At 38.0% G+C, this 20229-nt stretch carries 15 protein-coding genes; 7 read left to right on the top strand and 8 right to left on the bottom strand.

Annotated features, from left to right (window positions below; all coding sequences use genetic code 11):
- Nucleotides 1–122: 122 nt before the first annotated feature.
- The 3 genes from DAY19_RS13915 to DAY19_RS13905 all read right to left on the bottom strand — a co-directional run bounded on the left by DAY19_RS13915 (nt 123) and on the right by DAY19_RS13905 (nt 8761).
- Nucleotides 123–5216, bottom strand: a complete 5094-nt coding sequence (locus tag DAY19_RS13915; protein ID WP_115363488.1) for a hypothetical protein — start codon at nt 5214–5216, stop codon at nt 123–125.
- Nucleotides 5217–5398: 182 nt separating this feature from the next.
- The gene (locus tag DAY19_RS13910) at nt 5399–7579 is read right to left on the bottom strand and encodes a hypothetical protein (RefSeq protein WP_115363486.1); all 2181 of its coding nucleotides are present in this window, start codon (nt 7577–7579) and stop codon (nt 5399–5401) included.
- A 96-nt stretch (nt 7580–7675) separates the two neighbouring features.
- Nucleotides 7676–8761 carry a tRNA dihydrouridine synthase gene (locus DAY19_RS13905; protein ID WP_115363484.1) on the bottom strand — a complete coding sequence of 362 codons (1086 nt, stop codon included), beginning with the start codon at nt 8759–8761 and terminating at the stop codon, nt 7676–7678.
- Between the two features lie 94 nt (nt 8762–8855).
- Here DAY19_RS13905 and DAY19_RS13900 point away from each other — a divergent pair, with 94 nt between their 5' ends.
- Both DAY19_RS13900 and ffh read left to right on the top strand, forming a co-directional pair.
- Entirely contained in the window at nt 8856–9497 is a 642-nt protein-coding gene (locus DAY19_RS13900; protein WP_158536917.1) for an HAD family hydrolase, read from the top strand.
- 9 nt (nt 9498–9506) lie between these two features.
- Nucleotides 9507–10943: a signal recognition particle protein gene (gene ffh, locus DAY19_RS13895; RefSeq protein WP_115363480.1), complete on the top strand. Its 1437-nt coding sequence runs from the start codon at nt 9507–9509 to the stop codon at nt 10941–10943.
- A gap of 376 nt (nt 10944–11319) precedes the next feature.
- Here the strand turns inward: ffh and DAY19_RS13885 are convergent, their stop codons facing one another.
- The 3 genes from DAY19_RS13885 to DAY19_RS13875 all read right to left on the bottom strand — a co-directional run bounded on the left by DAY19_RS13885 (nt 11320) and on the right by DAY19_RS13875 (nt 13603).
- Nucleotides 11320–11787 carry a hypothetical protein gene (locus DAY19_RS13885; RefSeq protein WP_115363476.1) on the bottom strand — a complete coding sequence of 156 codons (468 nt, stop codon included), beginning with the start codon at nt 11785–11787 and terminating at the stop codon, nt 11320–11322.
- 271 nt (nt 11788–12058) lie between these two features.
- Nucleotides 12059–12877, bottom strand: coding sequence for a hypothetical protein (locus tag DAY19_RS13880; RefSeq protein ID WP_115363474.1), 819 nt, complete (start codon nt 12875–12877; stop codon nt 12059–12061).
- A gap of 183 nt (nt 12878–13060) precedes the next feature.
- Entirely contained in the window at nt 13061–13603 is a 543-nt protein-coding gene (locus DAY19_RS13875; protein WP_115363472.1) for a YceI family protein, read from the bottom strand.
- 34 nt (nt 13604–13637) lie between these two features.
- Between DAY19_RS13875 and DAY19_RS13870 the strand changes: the two genes are divergently transcribed.
- A complete protein-coding gene (locus tag DAY19_RS13870) occupies nt 13638–13877 on the top strand; it encodes a hypothetical protein (protein ID WP_115363470.1) in 240 nt (79 codons plus the stop codon).
- Between the two features lie 489 nt (nt 13878–14366).
- Here DAY19_RS13870 and DAY19_RS13865 read toward each other — a convergent pair whose 3' ends face one another.
- Nucleotides 14367–14798 (bottom strand): Rrf2 family transcriptional regulator, encoded by a 432-nt coding sequence (locus tag DAY19_RS13865; RefSeq protein ID WP_115363468.1) that lies wholly within the window; start codon nt 14796–14798, stop codon nt 14367–14369.
- Nucleotides 14799–14944: 146 nt separating this feature from the next.
- On the opposite strand from DAY19_RS13865, the gene hmpA reads away from it, so the two are divergent.
- The 4 genes from hmpA to DAY19_RS13845 all read left to right on the top strand — a co-directional run bounded on the left by hmpA (nt 14945) and on the right by DAY19_RS13845 (nt 19350).
- Entirely contained in the window at nt 14945–16114 is a 1170-nt protein-coding gene (gene hmpA / locus DAY19_RS13860) for an NO-inducible flavohemoprotein (RefSeq protein ID WP_115363466.1), read from the top strand.
- A gap of 114 nt (nt 16115–16228) precedes the next feature.
- The gene (locus DAY19_RS13855; protein WP_115363464.1) at nt 16229–17530 is read left to right on the top strand and encodes a cytochrome-c peroxidase; all 1302 of its coding nucleotides are present in this window, start codon (nt 16229–16231) and stop codon (nt 17528–17530) included.
- 120 nt (nt 17531–17650) lie between these two features.
- Complete coding sequence (locus DAY19_RS13850; RefSeq protein ID WP_115363462.1) at nt 17651–18922, top strand: hypothetical protein; 1272 nt, start codon at nt 17651–17653, stop codon at nt 18920–18922.
- Nucleotides 18922–19350, top strand: coding sequence for a hypothetical protein (locus tag DAY19_RS13845; protein WP_115363460.1), 429 nt, complete (start codon nt 18922–18924; stop codon nt 19348–19350). Before DAY19_RS13850 ends, DAY19_RS13845 begins: the two co-directional genes overlap by 1 nt.
- On the opposite strand, the gene DAY19_RS13840 is transcribed toward DAY19_RS13845, so the two are convergent.
- Nucleotides 19342–20217, bottom strand: coding sequence for an arginase family protein (locus DAY19_RS13840; protein WP_115363459.1), 876 nt, complete (start codon nt 20215–20217; stop codon nt 19342–19344). The genes DAY19_RS13845 and DAY19_RS13840 overlap by 9 nt on opposite strands.
- Nucleotides 20218–20229: the final 12 nt, after the last annotated feature.

The raw sequence follows: 20229 nt of genomic DNA, 5'->3' as shown, positions 1-20229 counted from the left end.
TTGTGTAAGTTAAGATACTATTAATAAAGCAATTGCTATGCCAAAAAGGATAAAGCCTAAGGTATTGAAAATTTGTTTTAATTGCTAAGAAGGCCGTCTAAATATTGAACACTGTGTGAAATTTAATCACAGTAGAAGTGGCGATTCCAGCGCTTACCAGAAATGAATTCTGTGTAGTTTGCTGACGTGGCCGTTAGATCATCCATCGAGTCTACAATTGTATTATAGCTTGTTAGTTGAGTGTCTTCTGTGAAGTACCCAGCTGCTGGTTGAGGGTAGAAGTTATCAAAAGCAGAACCATTGCTCACAGTACCTAATTGACAGAATCTTTCACCAATTTGTTGAATCTTTGATCTTACAGTCTCACTTGAGTGATCTGGATAACCAGTTTCAAGGTTATAATGTGTTTCGTCTGGAGTAAGAGACATATTCTCATTATCAGTCACAATACCTTCTGACGAAATAAAGAGGTTTAGATATAAGTTTAGGTCTGTTCCACTAGGGAGGCGACACTCGTAAGTATTATCACTATTTAATACTCCAAAACCTGAACAGCACATATTACTAGGATCGGTTACATTTGAACCTAATTTAGAACAGCATTTGAATTCATCCGCAGAGAAAATCTGTGGTAGTGAAATCGTTGAGCCATCTGTTTTGTAATAGACTTTAGACTCAACACCAGCTGGAGTTCCTGGAATAGCATCTGCTGTAAATGGATCTGGTCCAGCATCATTATATACACCTTCAATCAAGCGACCAACATTTGATGTCCCATCTGCCGGATTAGCTTTTTCATCGTTACAACGAATTGCTTCGTAAGCAACTTGAGGAACGCCAAGAAGTTCGTATTTCTCAAAGATATCTTCGTAATAGGCTTGATTTCCTGGAATCGTACCAAAGATCTCATCTTTCAAATCATATTCAAAAGAGAACCAACCTTTTTGGAAACCATTTAGCGTGGCCTGATTTCCTACGTAGAAGAATAAGTAGTTAAAGTTGTCCTGAATAATACAGTAACTAGGCTCTCCAGTATTTCCATCAGAGTCGATATCATTACTATCAGTAAAGAGAAGGTCGTTTGCTGCAGTACTCACAGAAGAACACGTTACTTCATCACCATAGTTTTCTGGTGCTGGAGCTGTTGCAGAAGGTGGCCCTCTTAGCATATCGCTACTAAAGTTAATATCTGAAAAGTCAGCAGCATCAGTATCGTCTGTATAGTGGAGTAGGACATTGCGAATAGAAGCTATATTCACATAGTCTGGAATATAAATTGCTAGATAAAGGTTGTCTGGTGCAAATCCATTATCACTACTTGGAGCACTAACAAGTGGAGCTTGAGGATTATTAAATCCTGACGGCTTTAAAATAACAGGAGGGTAAGGAGCATTGTAAGTGTCACTAACACCTAATTGCTCATACATACCATAAACTGTTTTTGCTGCTAGACTAATTTGTCCTTCGGCATCGACAGGGCTTAGGCTTATGCGTCCAGATAGGCCAGTTGCCGGTATTTCTGTTGGAGCTTGTGGCGTTTCTGAGTCATTTTGAATATTTGCTTGTACGGCACCTACAGGGTCTCCAGGACGTAGCCAGTCAAAAAGGTTCGTTGGAGAGTCTGGGTAAGTTCTATAGCCTCCAAGTGAGCTCATATATGAGTATTCCATTAGCCAATTATTTTGATTAGTTGGATCAAATCCTTTTTCCCATGATCTCATTGAGTAGTTTAGACAAGCTAACTTAGAAGGTGAAATATTTAGGCGATTACCAACTGTCCAATTATTTGTCCCATCTTCAAACTTTCTTATAAATCCACCACCACAACAATTTGCACGACCTGTTTCATTGATAACTTTTGTATCATTTGCTGAAGGTAGGCCAAAAGATGGAATGGATGGATTTGTCGAGTATGACTCAGCTGCCAAGTATCTTGAGTAGCGTCCGGTCTTATCATTATCTGAAATTGAATCTCTAAGTGGGTTTAAGGCCACGTTATCGACGTTGTAACCAGGTAAGTCTGAGCGTGCGCCAACTGCGGTATACATTGTAAAAGTCTTACTTACTTCACGACAGCATCGATTCTTAGACATGTCATAATTATAATAATTTGCTCCAAGAATCGTATTAAGAAGTGGCTCTTCTTGGCTTTGTCCACAAACAAGCTCTTCTTCCCAGAACTTCTGCTCGGCCATCGTTCCTCCAAAGCTTGAAGGGGATAGTCCTCTGGCGACATCTGCATGTAAACGGTTAGGTCCACAATCTAAGTCAGTATGACAAATTGCTCCTGCTCGTCTTAAACAGGCGTTAGCAGCAAGGGTTTCACTTTGTACATTTAATACGTAGCTTAAGTTTCCAGCTTCTATTGATTTGAATGTTGACTCAGTTGTCACAGGGTCAATAGAGGATGCACTACACATATTTTGTCTAACCGCTAGAGGGTTTCTTATTGGTGTCTCATCATTAAGATAATTACCATCTTCATCAAATACTGGACAGCTTCTAACTTTGCCTGTTTGGTATGCTGTTTCATCACAGGCAGCGATTTGAGAAATATAGTCTGTTCTATTATCGTTATCTTGTTTTTCGTGTCTTAGCTCAAATGCTTCAACACCTGTATTTCCTGTATCAGCTGATCTTCCTGGGATACAAAGCCCAACTTCTGAAGGTTCGTAGCTTCCAGTTGCAGCGTAAATTGATAAGTTTTGTGCAATTGCATTTTGTACTTCTTGTGGTAACTCGTCAGCTCGATTTGTATAAGATATCGGTCTACCAAGAATGCTTGCAGCTTGTCCAAATAGAATCGAAGTTGGCTCATTAGGGGAGCGAATAAGTTCTTTTGAAAAACTTGCTGAATCAAGGGCCGCACAATAGAAGTTAGGAGCACAAGTTAGTAGCTTTGACTGACTTGTCTTCTTCACATTTTCATTTGGATTAAGCTTACAAGGAGAACCTGCTCCGCGGTAAACACAGCGGTTATTTTGTCCGCCACTAATATTTCCTGCAAGTATTGCTGAAAGTGAAATGGCCTCACGACTGTAGTCATTTTTTTCAAAGGCATCAATATCAAATTTAGGCCAATTTGTTTTTACGTCTGTGATTTGTCCACATGCATATTCCCATCCTAGCTTTGCAACACAATCACTATCAGTGTTACAAGAGTGCATATACTGGCAACTCGCTCCAAAGTTTTGAGCAGCGCTATCTGGATCTAGAGAAAAGTCGTAGTCGTGATCAGCTGCTGTTTGACCACCAAGGTCTTCTACAACTGAGACTGTAAAATTACTGTTTTGAGTAAGGTCAGCAAATGGTGCGTTGATTGCTAAGAAGAGCTTATTTGTTGTCGATCTTACTCGTCTTCCTGCACCGACTGCAAACCAAGAAACACCATCAAAAGAACCAATTAGAGCTCCTTGATTAAAGCCATACCAATCTCTTTGGTAACCATTAACATACATTGCTGCTTGAGTCGTAAGACGGTTTCTTCTTTGAACTCCAGCATTTGAGTAGCTAATATGTGAGCTTGCAAGCATCGTTGGTGGAACCCAGCAGGCCCTTCCAAAAATAGTGTCTTCATAATTACCAAATGTTGTATTACTTCCAATAGCTGTACGATCTGTCGTGTAACCACGCCATGTTAATCCATATCCTTTAGAAGACTCAGGATGAGAACTTAAAACTTTTTGCCAAGCATCTTGTTGACAGTATGGGCATGGAGTTGAATATCCACTTGTAGCCGAAATGATATAAACTTGATCAACATCAACTTCAACAACCTTAGCTGGTTGAGCTTGTTGGAGATCAAGAGTCATCGGGCCAAGGACTGCATTCATTGAATAAGTTGTTTCAATTGGACCTGCTTTATTTGCATCATCAAGATAGAAGAAATAATCTCCTTCCTGATTTGTCCCTTCAGGAACTTCTGATAAATTATCGTAAGGCACTCCCGCTAAAGAGAAGAAGCGGTGAGGTGCACTTTTGGCCGATACTAAAACTGATAAGTTTTGAAATGGAGCATCGTCATTTTCGTTTACTGGAATATCACAAGTGATATTTAGGATATTACCATTAGCATCCTTGCCGGCCTTTAAACCGTAATCAATACAGCGGGCATCTAATTGCAGCTCTCCACCAGCATAAGTTGGCTCATGTGGACATCCACACTTTTCCCATATCTTTACTCTTACAGAGTCGAGATCTGGTGAACACTCAGCTGTTTCTCCTAATAAACACTTATAGTCTTTTATATCTGCTTGTAGCTGTTGATTTGCATTATCTAGTTCATCTTCCGTGTCAGTCTCATCATCTTCACTTGGATCAGTGTTGATTGGACACACATAGAAAAGGTTAGGGTAGCTCTTAAATGCATTTGGATTTTCTAGCATTTCATTTAATGCTGTTTGGTATTCAAGACTGTCTTCATCAATATTAGGTCTTGTTGCACCGTCGTTAACACATTGGCCGTTAAGACAGCAGTTATATCCTTGTAGCTGGCACGAAGAGTTTGTACAGCTATTTGTATCTGGATTAGTGGTTGTGTTTTTAACATCAATATTTAGGTTTAAGTTATCAATACCAATTGAGCCAAGAGTAGGTACACTATTTACTGTACCGTACACTGATTCATGAAATCTTAGGTTAAGAGCAGGGAAGCTAGAGTTACATGTAGGACATACATCATTTAAGCTATAAGCTGCTAAAGAACCTGATATTTTATTATTTAGATATGTAGTGTGAGTAGTTGAACCTGTATATCCAATAATTCCGTCTCCACAGAAGGCTTGACTATCAATTGCATTTGCAATTTCGATTCGCATACTTACTTCTTGTGATTTACTAGATTTAATAGGAATTGCCTTTAGGCGAACTTGAGGTTTTTTTACAACACTTCCTGAAACAACTTCCCCGGCACCATCGAAATCAGCAACAAGACAAAAAGCTGAATTTACTTTTTCTGAAGATACAATTGAATTATTAACAACACCACCGACCAGATAAATGGACTCAGTGTCTGTTGAGTTAATGGTAATTGGACCTTGGATATATTGATTCTTTGCATACCATGAGGCATCAGTTGGATTTTCGATAATATTATTCGTTGATTCTTGTTCTGAATCTTCACCATCGACAGAGAGTCGATTATTGGCCGCTTGCATACAAGAGGTTAGTAGCAAGATTGCGGCAAGGAATGTTATTAAAGGTGCACGTAATTTCATTAATTTTCACTTTCCTATCTCTTAACTTTTCGCCCTTTTACGCCGGTAACTTTATAATAACTTATTGATATTAAAAGAAAGGTAAGAAATACCTAATGATGGGTTAAGTGCTTAGAATTACTGGTTAGGTGAGTAGGTCAGTTAAATGTGCGAGTTTTTCAGTCGACAATTATTTGTGTGTTTTACCAGCCATAGCCGAAATCGATCTGTCCAACGGAGTTATTTGAGTAAAAAGGTCCACCCCAAAATCCGAACATATTGGCATCACTTAGATCTAGTTTTTCCATATACCAGTCATAGTATTGTTCTCGATAGGCTATTTGTTGTTCCTGATACATTCCAGTGTATATAGCACTCGGTAGTTGTGCTCTTAATTGTTGGGTAGCAATCATTGGTCCCATAAATTTATAAGATTGTTCAGCTGCATACATTGCAACTCCAGGCCAAAAGCTCTGTTGATGACGTCTAACGACAGAACGTTCTGAAATTGGATCCCAGTCAACATATTCATTATCATCAAGTTTAAAGCTATCTTTTGAAAGTGATAAGCTTTGTTGGTTACAACTTCTTACTTGTAAATATTGGCAAGCTTTCGGAAATTCATCAGGATCAGTTACATCACCATTTCTAACTTCATTTCCATTACAATTGATTTTATCTGATTGTGGACAATACTTTTCTAAGTAACGATTAGAAGTTTGGTAGTCATTTGTATCTTTAGCTCCATAATAATATCGAGAATAATCTTCAACAATAAGCTCTTCTTCTAAATTGTCACCAATAATAGACAAGGTCTTAATACTCTCATTAACCCCTTGAAGAGGTGGTAGACAACGGAATTCATGAATCTGTGGATCTTCACATATATTCTTATAACTTCTCGTCAGAATTGATTTTATAATCTCCAGGTCCTTCATTGGTTGGCTTATAAATAAATCACTAATGGCCTTTTCTGCCTTTGCTAATTCTTCTTCTTGTTTACTAATCAGCTCATCAAGAGAGGAGTCGTCAAGTTCGTCTTGAAGGCATTTAAATACCTTATCTGAAATTTCATTATTAGAGATAAGTCTATCTGTCGTAGAAACGCTTTGCGGACAAAGCTGACTTAGTTTACTAGCAACTTCACCGTTAAAGTCAGTTCTAGTACCTGTTGTCTTATTATAGGCTTCAGTTTCTGCTAGTCCCTTTTTTAGGATATCGTGAAGCTTATTCTTCGTTTCTTGTCGTCTACCATTAGCAAAAATTGTGACGTTTGAAACACTATTGCCACTTCCTATACTTTCGTTTGCTGAGTTAATAGCTCTTGCAAGTTTTCCTGTATCAATAGACTCATCACAATCTACGAGTTTACCTTTACACTTTTTTAATTCATTTAAAGCAGAAGAAATGTCATTGAATGATTGGTCTTCAATTGAGTTTGTAAAAAACTGAGTAGCAAAACTACTTTCTGGAGAACTAAATATATTCTTGTCTGAATTATGCTCTTTATTTAAATCATAGAGTTTTACAATTGTATTTTGATAATAGTTCTTTAGTTCATCGCTCTCACTTAGCAGTGAAAGTGTGTTATTTGGCTTACTGATGGATAGAGATGGACTTCCGTCTTCGGCCTTGTCTAATGAAACATTGTATTGATCGGTTTTAAGCGCATTTAAATGCTCTTTAAAGAAAGATGTTGCATCTTCTTGTGTCGCCACACCAGCATAAATCTTCTTCAAAATCTGACCATAATTATTAATGGTATTCTTGGCCATCTCTTCGTGGCCATCACCAAGTTTGAAGTTTTCAGTAAAGTCATTAAAGACTGAACATTCCTGTTTTACGTCCTCACTTGCATCATCACAAGCTGAGCGCATATAGGAGTAGAGGTTCTTACCGTCACCATTTTTAATATGGTTAAAGATTTTTACAAAAGGATTATCTTCCGTTGAGTTTTGAGCAATACTGTCGGCTTGCTTTTTTGCAAGTGCTGCTACTGTTGAATGGATAACTGCATACTTTGTTACGGCCTGTGTATGCTCCTCAAGAGCAAATAAGGCCTCTAGGGTATTGTCATCAAATAACTCGGCCACATCAAGGCTTTGAGATTCTTCTTTGAATTTAAGATATTCATCGCGAACGTTCTTAAGTGATCTTAGCGCAATGACTTGGGCCATTTGAGCGTCTCGAGCACCTTTTAAATCTGCTAAGGTTGGAGAGTTTGGCTTGTTTTCATCTGCCTTCATCCCATTTTGCTTGTCGTGAACCGACTTAATTTCCATTTCCAGTTCACTACAGTATTCAGCAAATACATTGAGAGAGAGGGAACTAAGTGATGTTCCAATAATTAAAGCTCGAATGAATTCTTTAAATGGTTTTCTCATCTGATTTCTAAAGTTTAAGTTTAAACTATTCTCCCTCAAAGAGACTTATCGTTATAAACATAAGAAAACTTTAGTAAGCCTAGAGAAATTAGAGACTTAGCCGTGACCACCGGCCATGAAGACTTGATTATGGTCGATCTTCTTGTGGCCATCTTTAATGGCATCGAAATATTCACGAGTTACGTTCATTGTTTCTTCAATATCTGGCGTCTGAAACATTGCATTTCTAAAGTGAGTTACATTTGGAAAACCAGCGGCCATCCATACGATATTCTTTCTAAGAGTTATCAGAACAGTTCTTTCTCGATCCGTGTACTCTTCAAGATAATCGCGGAATCTTTCAATAACCTCCAAGTAGTCACTAGGGGTAAATTGAATATCGTCGTCTTCTTTTAGAAAACTTTCTAAGAAGATGAATGGATTTCTAAGAGGCCCTCGGCCAAGCATTAGGGCCTGACAGCGAGTTGCCATAAGTCTCTTTTGTGTCATTTGCCAAGAGTGAAGATCCCCGTTTCCAATAATTGGTAGAGGAGAAGTCTGGGCAATAGTTTCTAGTAGATCCCAATTTGCAAGGCCCTTATAGGCCTGTGTACGCGTTCGCCCATGAATAGCAACAAATTCGACACCTTCTTCTTTTGCGATATGAATAACTTCTTGGGCATTGATAGAATCATCATCCCAACCAGTTCTAATTTTAATTGTTAGAGGAACTTCAATGGCCGACTTCATTTGATTGAAGTACTTACCAAGTTTAGAAGTATCTTTCATAAGAGCAGAGCCACCGCCTTTAGAAACAACCTTTCTAACTGGACACCCCATGTTAATATCGATGAACTTTGGCTCGCGCTCTTGTGCGACTTTGGCCGCTTCTGCCATGGCCGTGCCGTCTTCACCAAAGAGTTGAAGTCCGATATTCTTCTCTCTTGGATGGATTTCTAGCATTTTAACAGTCTTTTCATTCTTATAATTGATGCCGTGACATGAAACGAGCTCACTAACTGTTCCACCAGCACCCAGCTCTTCCATCAATAAACGATATGGAGCGGTACAAATACTACTCATTGGAGCAAGTAGAAGTGGTGAATCAAAAGAAATATCCCCAAGTTTGACTTTTGGGCGTCGTGACATCAAGGTGTCAATCTTAGCTTGAAGAGATGGTGAAAAAGTGCGATTATTGGCCATGCGATTATTTAGCAAGTAGCTAGAATTAGGTCAACATTTTTCGATAATTTGGAAATAATTACTGATGTTTTTTGAAAATCCAAGAGGATATATTGTGTTTGATTGTGATGGGACTCTCGTTTCATCAAAAGAGGCCGTCATTAGTGCTGTCGCGGAAGTTATGAGTATTATTCTTCAGCGTGACGTAAGTATTGAAGAGGCCCGTAAAAAGTATGGCCCTGATATGGTATATACTGCAAATCAATTTGGACTCGACCCAGTGGGAAGTGAAATTCAAAGAAATAAGCTTATGAGCACTTGGAAAGAAGTTACTTCTAAGCAAAGTAATGATTATAAGTTGTTTGCAGGAATGAAGAAGCTAATCTTGGATCTACTAAATCAAGAGTTTCAGCTCTACGTATGGACGGCACGTGATCGTAGGTCGACTCTTAGAATTTTAGATGATCAGGATGTGTTGCAGCACTTCTTGGAGCTTCGTTGTCTAGATGATACAACTCCTAAACCTCATCCACAGGGACTTATCGAAATGCTTGAAGACGCACCTAAAGATAAGATTATGCTAATAGGTGATAGTTTCTCAGATACACAAGGAGCCAAGAGCTTTGGTGTAAAGTCCATCGGTGCTCTTTGGGAGAGTGGGATTACAAAAGATGGATTTGGTGAGCACACTGCCGATTATTGGGCAACTCATCCAAGTGAATGTTTAGAAATAATTTTGAATAATATAAATAAATAGGGAATTAGAATGTTTGATAATTTAAGTGATAAGTTTTCAGAAGCGTTTAAGAATATTTCAGGTAAGGGAAAGATCTCTGAAAGTAATATTGAAGAAACATTAAAGCTTGTTAAGACAGCTCTTTTAGAAGCAGATGTTAATTTTAAAGTCGTAAAGAACTTCATTAATAACGTTAAAGAAGAAGCTCTTGGTGAGAAAGTTATCAAAGGTGTTAATCCAGAGGAACAATTTGTTAAGATCGTTCACGACGAACTTGCAAAGACAATGGGTGATAAGAACACTGAGCTTAATTATATAGAAGGTGGAATCACTCCTATTTTAGTCGTTGGTTTAAACGGTCAAGGTAAAACAACTTTTTCTGGGAAGCTTTCACTTTTCCTATCAAAGAAAGAGAAGAAGAACGTTCTTCTTGTTCCTGCCGATACATTTAGACCTGCTGCCAAAGATCAGCTAATTACTCTTGCAAAATCAATGAATATGGATTGGTTTGATTCAGACCTTTCAAAACACCCTAAAGATATCGCAGCTGATGCCATGGCATTTGCCAAAGAAAACGGTAAGGATATCGTTATTATCGATACGGCCGGACGTCTTCATGTTGATGAAGAATTAATGGGGCAAATTAAAGAAGTACGCCAAGGACTTGAAGGGCTAAATCCAGAAGTTCTAATGGTTGCAGATGCCATGACTGGGCAAGAAGCAGTAAATGTTGCAAAGAGCTTCCATGAAGCTGTAGGGCTTACTGGTGTTGTTCTTTCAAAAATGGACTCTGATGCTCGTGGTGGTGCCGCGCTTTCAATTAAGCACGTAACAGGAGTTCCAATTAAATTCATCTCAACTGGTGAGAAGATGAAAGACCTTGAACTCTTTCACCCGGACCGTCTTGCGGGACGAATCCTTGATATGGGTGATGTTCTAACGCTAGTTGAAAAAGCTGAAGCTGCTATTGATAAAGATGATGCTGAAGGCATGATGAAGCGTTTAGAGAAAGGGAAGTTTTCTGTAAATGATTTCATGAAACAAATGGATATGATGAAGAACTTAGGTTCAATGGCATCAATCATGAAAATGATCCCTGGTATGGGTGGCATGCTTAAGCAAGTAGGGGATCTGACTCCTGCTGAAAATGAAATGAAGAGAATGCGCGTTATCATCAACTCGATGACGAAGAAAGAGCGCGACAATTATAAGATCATGAAAGACTCTCACATCAAGCGAATTGCAAAAGGTTCAGGAAATACTGAAGCTCAGGTTCGTGACTTCATTGCTAAATTTAAGCAAATGGAGCAGATGATGGGTGGACTATCAAAGATGATGAAAGGTGGAGCGATGCCGGGGATGCCTGGTATGCCAGGAATGGACGGGATGCCTGGAATGCCTGGACTTGGTGGTAAGAAAAAGAAACCACGCAAGAAAGGCGGAAAATGGGGCGGTGGCTTCTTCTAAGCGCTCCGCAAAATTGGCCGCCCAAAGGCGGGCTATTGTTTGCGGCGCTAGCTCCCCAATCTTTAGCTAAAAATCTATTTCAACAAGCCGGGTTCAAGCCCGGCTTTGTTGTCTCTGGAGCAATGGGTAAGTTGTCGAATTGAGCAAGACGTCTGCTGCGCCTGACTTCGGTTATGTCCACGATGGACAGTATGTCCGCGAAGGCAGGAGCCGAGAGCGGACCGGCGTAGCAAACTACGCCTTCCCTTGTCTTGCGCTAGCATCCACAGCAAGCTTTAACGAATCAGTTACTTCAATTCAATTTCAGATTAAGTTTTTTACGGATTCGTCCATCGCAAAAAAAAAACGGCCACTTTGGGCCGCTTTCATATGGGAATTATTTTTGTGAGTAAGGAAACTCTAAAACTAGTGTTCTGTCGTGACACTGATCCCAAGAGTAGCTGTGGTAGAGAGAAAGTTTTGTTAACTTAAGCTCTTGTGCTCTTGTTTCTTTGTCTTCAGAGATTACCATTTTGTAACGGTAAGAAAATGCTTCGTATTCATCACAAGCACCTCTTGAAAGAACCTTTCCATCAAGTTCACCACCAAGTAGGTAGTTAACTTTTGAACCTGTATAAAGACGATCATTGATTTTAGCAACAAGCTCTCTTTTTTCACCGTTAATTACCGCGCTGATATATGCTTTTCTTTCGTAAATATCGGCATTGTTAAGAGTTAGATTCTCAACAGTGATTTCAGTTAGTGGTTGGTATGAACCGTCAGTCTTTGCTGAAACTGAGTCCGTTAGAACGTAAGTGTTAGCAATTACTGATGCTGTCATTAAAATTGCAATTAATGCCTTCATTTTTCTCTCCTAAATTGAATTATGAGTCTTTCTAGCAATGTTTATTGGTAGTGGAAAGTTAGGATTGTGTTAATGTGTAAGTTTTTCTTATTGAGTAGGGAAAATTGGAATCGCGGCAGGTTCAGGGGCCTGCCGCGAGTGTGTACTCTAAACTTTATTACTCTGTGCTGTAAGAAAGAGGAGAGATTTATTGTTCTTTTAAGTTATCTTTCGTGTTGGACATAAAGTATCAACTTATACAGACATAGCAAAGTTGAGATTGTGTTAAGATTTATAAGATATAGTAACCAATATCTAGAGTTAATGATCCATTCTCATGAAAGTCATCAATAATAATACTGTGATCTCCATCTCCTGACTTGGCGGCCGTATAAGTTGCATATAGTTCAACAAAGCCTTTGCCTTTGTTGTATCTTAAATAAGGAAGGTAGAGAACCATGCGATCGTCCCCAATCTTCTTCTTACCATCTCGATTATCAGTATACCATTCACTTCCAAAGCCTAGTCCCCAGTTGTCGTTAAAGTTATAATAGGCAAACGTTCCACACATTGTACGCCATGTATTCGTATTTGGGTCTCGTCCATTTCGATTATAGATCTGTGCATACGTATTTAATTCAAATGTGAAATTGTCTGTATTCTTTGAAAGAAAAAAATATCCACGATGATAACTATCATAGCCTCTATTACGATCCTCTCCATCAAAGATATAATTTCGATTTTGGAAGTGGAGGCTAAGCCCGTGTTTATCTTCAGTTAAAATATTATTGATGTAATAACGAAGAGAGGAATAAGCGTATTCGCCTTGGTAAGATTTCTGATTTTTTTGAGAGAAGGTATTTGAGTAAACAGGTACCCAGCGTATGTTTTGATTCTTGGCTATATCGTAGCGAAAGTAGACGAGGTGATCCATATAGATAGCGTCTCGATTACGTGCATTCATTTCTGTATAGGTTGAATTAAGATAGAGAATCTTGAAGTTTGAAAGATTAAAAAAAGATGCTTGTGGTTCATCTAATGTAATCTCATTAACCTGAGCATAGGTTAATTGAATAATCAGTGAAAAAATAAGTGTCGTTAATTTTTTCAAATTGCCTCCTGTAAGAAAAATAGCTAACTATCGGTCGTGCTATTATGAGGAGGTTTCGAATTTTAATCAAAATGAGGAATAGAATTATTGATAATGTTCAAAAGTTATCTTGTATTCGATGTAAACTTTCTCGACAATTATGAAGATTAAATTGGGCCAAACCGAAATCTGGCCCAAATATTATTAATTACACTTTGAAAATTTTGATTCAATTTCAATCTGAACATCACTCCAAGTTTTACCTTCGTGAAGTGCATAGCAGGCCTTGTTGATTGCCGCTAGGTTTTCTCCAAGGGCGAAGTCAAGAACATCAATGATTCCTTCAGCTTCAAGCTCACCATCTTCAATGTCATACTTCATAGGAACTTTCATTGTTTTTCCAGCAAGAGTCATATCCACATATAAGTAATTGCTATCGATTTTATTAACAACACCTGAGATTTTCATATCTTTAAAGAAGAATCTTTCAATCTTAGCATCACGTGATGCATCTTTTGTGTGAACAGAGTTTACATCGATTGTGAAACGAGCACCTTTAACTAGCTCTTTTATTGAACCTTGCTTCTTTTGAGTTTTAATTTCAAACTTTTTGAAGGCCCCACCAACACCGGCTTTTTTGGCCGTTTTATATGCCGTCCATTTTACTGCTGTATTTGAATTATTGTATTCATAACAGTTTGCAAACGTCATGCTAGAAAATAGTAATCCAGCAACTATGAATTTCATTGTCTTTCTCCTTTGAATTGTTTAAATCAAGTATATGAAACAATATGACTATCCGAAAGAATTTTATGTAACTTTACAAAATAATGACAATCTCCTTGGACAGATTGAAGTTAATAGAACTAACAAAGGTTTCAATGCTGAGATCGCGATAGTGTATAAAGAGACGAAAAAAATATTTAAGTATGTTGATCAAGTCTTTGGTGCCGAAGATGAAACAGAGGCCTGTGATATTGGAATGATGAAATTGTCTCGTTTTTTAAAGTCAATTAAGTAACGCCTTGTCTTCATGCGTCAGTCATAAATATGACACACGCATTCTCTTGTTTTATAAAATTTCAATACCTTTTCTATGCGTCATCGAGATGAAAAAGTTGGCACAGGCCTTGCTTATATATAAGCGTGTGTGTGTTGGAGCAGAAAAAAGGATTTTTTCACTCCGTCAAAATGTCTCTCTTTAAGAAGCCGGATCAATGATCCGGCTTTTTTGTTTGCAGCATTTGCCACGATGGCAAAATAATGCAAAAGCAACGCATGGCCGACCCGGATGGGAGGCCAGGTGAACCAACTTCGAAAACTAAATTATTTCTTTTTGCAATGATGATGCATTCCGCTTCTGATTCAACTTCTCACTGACATACTGATTTAATTTTAAAAAGAGAGGGTTTTATGCAATCTACACAAACTCCTTACGTAAGTACCACCCCAATAGCGACACTTCACGAAGTGAAGTAAGCGATCGTAAACTTCTTCATATAAGTGTTCTTTAGAAAAGCGAAAGTAATTCTTCTCGATTTTCAACGATGTCTTCAAGAGTGTACTTTTCTAAGTTCTGGATAAATAAAGATAAGGACTCATTCATTATGGACTTTAGTTTACAGTGAGGGGTGAGTCGACATGGTGACTTACTTCTGTCGCCAATAAAGCAGTCGACAATATTAAAGTCAGATTCAATTTCTTTAATCAATAGACCAATATTAATTTCTTTTGGTTCTTTTGCTAGTTTTATGCCGCCACTGGCCCCTTTGTAGCTTTCAATAAGGCCTAGGCGTGAGAGCTGGTGAATGATTTTTGCAAGATGGTTTCTTGAGATCATATACGTTTCTGATATCTCGCTAGAGGTACATAAGCGCTCGTGGTTTAGGCTTAAGAATATTAAAACTCTGAGGGAATAGTCAGTATATGAAGTTAATTTCATACTTCTTTATTAGCATATATCTATCTGAAATCTATTGTTTTTTATAAATATATATTAAAAATACATGTTTTTATTGCTAGCTTGTTCTTTGTGTTATAAATATGTATTTGAAATACATATTTAAGCAGAAAAGATTAGGAGTTGGTATGCTATCTACACAAACTATTGAAATTGTAAAATCAACAGCACCTGTATTAGAAGAGAATGGTGTATTGCTAACAAGGCATTTTTATCAAAAGATGTTTGAGAATAACCCAGAGGTCCTTCCCTATTTTAATCGTGCGCATCAGAACAGAGGTAGTCAGCAAGAAGCATTAGCAGGAGCAATCTGTGCGTATGCTAAAAATATTGATAATCTCGAGGCCCTTGGAGATGCAGTATCTTTAATTACAAATAAGCATGCAGCTTTAAAAGTTGAGCCAGAGCACTATCCAATTGTAGGAGTTAATCTTCTTGCATCAATTAAGGATGTGTTAGGAGATGCGGCCACTGATGAAATTATTAATGCATGGAAAGAAGCATATTTCTTTTTGGCCGATATTTTAATAGATGCTGAAAAAGCTATTTATAAAGAACAAGCTTATGAGGGTTTTAAGGAATTTAAGATTGAAAAGAAAGTTAAGGAGAGTGAGGTTATTACTTCATTTTATTTAAAGCCTGTTGATAATACAAAGCTTCCAGGCTTTGTGGCAGGCCAATATATCACAGTAAGAGTTCCATTTGATGGAATAACGACAATGAGAAATTACAGCTTATCAGATTATCCAACTAAAGATCTTCTTCGAATAAGTGTTAAAAAAGAAGAGGGAAACCCTGATGGATATGTGTCCAATTATTTACATTCCAAACTAAGTGTAGGGGATGTGTTAGAAGTTGCAGCTCCTGTAGGAAATTTCACTTACAAAAAGTCGAGTAAAGGAAGCGTTTTTATAGCAGGTGGAGTCGGTGTAACTCCTCTTTTAAGTATGACCAAAGCAGCACTTGAAAATGGTGAAAAAAGAATCGAATTCATTCATGCAAATAAAAACCGTTCAGTGCAAGCTTTCAAAACTGAATTAACTAATTTAAGTGAAAAACATGAGAATTTTGTACCCCGATTTTTTTATGAAAGTAGTAGTGAAAAACTGGCCGAAAATGAGTTTGAAGGGTTTATTACTAAGGACTTTCTTCAAAAGTGTAATTTTGATTTGGCTTCTAATTTCTATATTTGTGGCCCAAAGGCTTTTATGGCCACGATGAAAAAACATCTTATTGCGCTAGGTGTTAATTCAACTAATATTTATATCGAATTCTTTGGTCCACTAGAGTCACTTTAAGTTTTTAGGTACGCGGTTGCTAGGATGTTAAATGGAATTGCGTACCTAAAAGTGTTTGACTCATCAAACCTTTCTTTTTAGTATTTTCCATCACACAATTTGGGAATACATACAATGAAAGCAATCCTTATCCTCACTCTTGGGCTTATCGCCTTAGGTGCACAGGCCGATCAACTTGATATCAAACTTAAACGCTACACTGAGCGCTTCTTTTTAAAAGCTGTTAAAAAGCCACAAGGTAAGAAAGTAGAGCTTTATAACCTTGGTAAGGCACTTTTTAATGAGAAGGAGATCTCTGGGAATCGTAATATCTCTTGTGCCGACTGCCATATGCCTGAGTTTGGTAGTGGTGATAAATTACCTGTCGGGATCGGTGAAGGTGGAAAGTGGCAAGGTGATCAGCGCTTAATTGGTAAAGGCCATGTGATCCCTCGTAATTCTCAGCCTCTTTATAATCTCGGTGATGAGAATATGGAGCATATGTTTTGGGATGGACGAGTTCATTATCGTAAAGATTGGGATGTTTATACGACTCCTGTTGAAGCTCTTAATGGAGACTATCCAGAACGTTGGGATATTACTGAGAACCTAGGTAGCGCACTTGCTGCACAGGCATTATTTCCAATCACTTCGCATGAAGAAATGAGAGGCGTTAAGGGAAGTAATGATATTGCTAATGCTAAAGATGAAGAAGCAGTTTGGAAGATTGTCATGAAAAGACTTTTGAATATGCCAAAGTATCAAAAGCTTTTCAAAAAAGCTTATCCAGCGACTCCTCAATCAGAACTTAATATTGGTCATTATGCTCAGGCCATGGCCCATTTTGAAACACATGAATTTGCCGCCTACAATACGCCTTGGGATAATTACCTAAGAGGAGACAGAAGTGCACTTGATTTAAAGGCCAAGCGTGGAGCTGTCGTTTTTATGGAATCGGGAAGTTGTGTCTCTTGTCACGTGGGAACTCTTCTTGGTGGGAGAGGTTTTGCTGCTGTTGCTACACCACAAATCGGTCCCGGTAAGAACGATCCTCGTAAGAATGACGAGGGACGCTTTCTTGTGACTGGACGTGAATACGATCGCTATCGTTTTAGAATTCCACCTCTTAGAAATATTGCTCTAACAGCACCATATTTTCATTCAGGAGCTTATGGGACATTAGAAGATGTTGTGGACCATTATCGAGGTGGGCTAAAGTCTATTGATGATTATGATTCATCTTGGGTTCTTAATTCTTTTAAAAAGAACTTCAAAAAGAATCTCTTTGTAGAAACGAATCCTTATATGCTCTTTAAGAAGAAGGATGCGGCCCATCCGATTTTAAAAAATGGAGAAATACAGATCAATGACATGCAAAAAAGTGATTTAGTCTACTTTTTAAAGCATGCTCTTACTGATGGAGTTAAGCTTAAATAGTAAGTGCCTACAATATTTGTAGGCCAAAATCTGTAATTTCAGCAAAATTAACCTCTTTTTCATTATTTCCTTAAGGTCGTGTTAAAATATTTTTGACGTGTTAGTGCGTAGGGGAAGTTGATGAAGAGAGTTGCCATAATTATTTTCTTATTGGTCACAACAAAACTGATGGCCTTTGATCTTGGTGAAAAGAAAAATGAAGATATTTCTGATGTACAATTCGATGTTGTACGCTCATTTGATATTCTAGATCCAGATACTGGATATTCACATCGTATTGATGCTCCTAAACCAGGGAGTGATAAAAAGATAAAAGTCCGCGTTGTTGGCCAAAATAGTTGGGCCTATCGTATTAAACTAGAAATTGATGGCGTTGAACAAGATAAGGTTTATCAGGTGACAAAGAGATACCTAAAACAAGCTCTTGATATGGCCTCAGCATATAATTATCTTCGTTTAAATCGCACCATCGGTGAGGTTGGTAAACCTCCTGTCGCTCCATGTATTGATGGAGAGGCGCCAAGGCCTGTATTTGTAGATGAAATCTTTGAAGAACCTAAGAATATTGTCACAAGTAATGAGCAGTGGAAGCCTGGCTGTGAAGTTTTAGAAGATCGTAGCAAGCTTTCATCTGAAGATAGTGAACAACGATCAAAATTAGGTCAATGTATTCGCAGTATTCAAAATTCAATCACTCGCCAAGGTTCTCTAGGAGATCGTGGACAGATATTTAGAAATCTTTATCGCTATCTAAGGCCAGAGGAGCAGCACTTTGCTGCAATGGTTTTTACGGCCCAAGGTGAAGCAGGGATTCTCGCTCGTGATATTAATGGAGGCGATCGTCACCCAGAAGAGATGATGATGATTATGAAGGTTATTAATAACCGAGTTAGAAATGCGAATGACGATGCTGCAAGAAGAGGACGTGAGGGTGATAAGACAGCTCTTGATATTGCTTTAGATCCAATGCAGTTTTCAATGTATAACCAAGGTGAGGATAATTGGAGACAAATGACTTACCCTGGTCGTAATCAAGAGTTTGAGACAGCTATTGATGCCTATATGAAATTTGGTTCTGCAGACTTTAAGCCGAAGCCAGATGTTGATCATGTTTATCATTATCATGCCAATTGGATGCTTCCAACCGATGGCGCTTGGGGAGAAGGATTTCGTGCTAACCAAGATAATTGGGAGTTGAATGTGAAAGTAAATGATAATTTACTAAGGCAACCAAATCCAATGTACAATGAAAACAATGCAAGTGATCGTCGTAAGATTGCTCGAAGTTGGAAGAGGCAGCGCCATATATTTTATAAACCAATTGATACTGACGGGCAGATCGTTGACGGCGATGATTGGCACTGGACAGTTAAAACACCATTTAGGTCATAATGAAGAAAGTTATTTTAATATTGATATTCATTTTACAGGCTTTCACTTTTGCTGATGTTAGTGATTGGACAATTGTTAACGACAAAGGTGAATTCTGGCTTAAGAGCAAAACTTCAAAAAGTTTAAAGGCCGTTATTACAAAACGTACGGGTAAGAGCAAAGTCGTTGAGACTAAGTCTGTTGGCAAAAACTATGAATTGATTATTTATTATTCAGGTTCAGCTGGAACATTCCATATGGTTGATATCTTCTATGCAATTATTTTTGATAAGAAGAAGAAGCAATTCATTGGAGACTTCCCTTGGAAGTATAAATCACAGCAAGGCAAGAAAGTTGTTAATCCCGAATGGAAGATCACTGAAGAGAGTATCAAGATTCGTGATGAGCAAACGGGACTAGATAAGACGATCAAATTAACTTCAAATTAAAAAATCATAAATAAGAGAAGCTAGACTTCTTGCATCCTTTGCAGACAATTCATCAAAGAGTGGATTGTATTCATAAATACCAAGAGTCTGTTTCTTGTCTTTTGTATATCGTTGGTACTGGTCTACTAGCATTCTTAGAAATTCAAATGGAATACCATCATGGTTTACTGCACTCACACTTTGCATATCACAACCAGCAATAGCGTCAGCATCGATACTAAAAACAATATCGCCATCGTGCTTTTCATAAACTTCATTTAAGAAAGATACGTCTCTAAAGAGATTCGATTTTTGTTTAAGGGTTTTCGTATCGATGACATCCATTTCTATGCCTTGGTAGTTTTGAGAAACATTAGCATATTCGTGGATACCAATTTGGAGCAGCTTTATTTTCTTTTCATTTGCCAATTGTCTAAAGGGAGTTCCTGAGTGATGGATTTCATCATCTCGTGTATCCAAGTGAGCATCGATATTAATGATTAATGGGTTGTTGAACTTCAGTCCTGAAACAAGAGGATAGATATGGTCGTGTCCTCCTCCTAAATGAATAATTTTCTGTGACTTTATTTTGCTGATCTCATTAATTGAGTTCTTTTGCATTTGGTTGAAGTCATCTTCACTTTGATCTGTAATATCAATTAAAGAAATATTTTTTATCTTCTGATGATTTGCGAATTTTTGTAATTGAGAGATTAGAACACGAGGGCCTAAAGCTGCTCCGCGGCGACCACCATTTCTTACGACCCCAAGATCATTTGCACTAATTAGAATTGAATTTTGTGAATCATTGGCCTCTTTAGACATCACATTCGCTATTGATTGTGATTTTCTTTTTGCCAAATTCTCATCTACCTCTTTCCACCCCATGTATCTTCCTTT

Origin of the sequence: Halobacteriovorax vibrionivorans (assembly GCF_003346865.1) — a bacterium.
Taxonomy (GTDB): domain Bacteria; phylum Bdellovibrionota; class Bacteriovoracia; order Bacteriovoracales; family Bacteriovoracaceae; genus Halobacteriovorax_A; species Halobacteriovorax_A vibrionivorans.
This window is presented reverse-complemented; position numbering and strand designations above follow the sequence as displayed.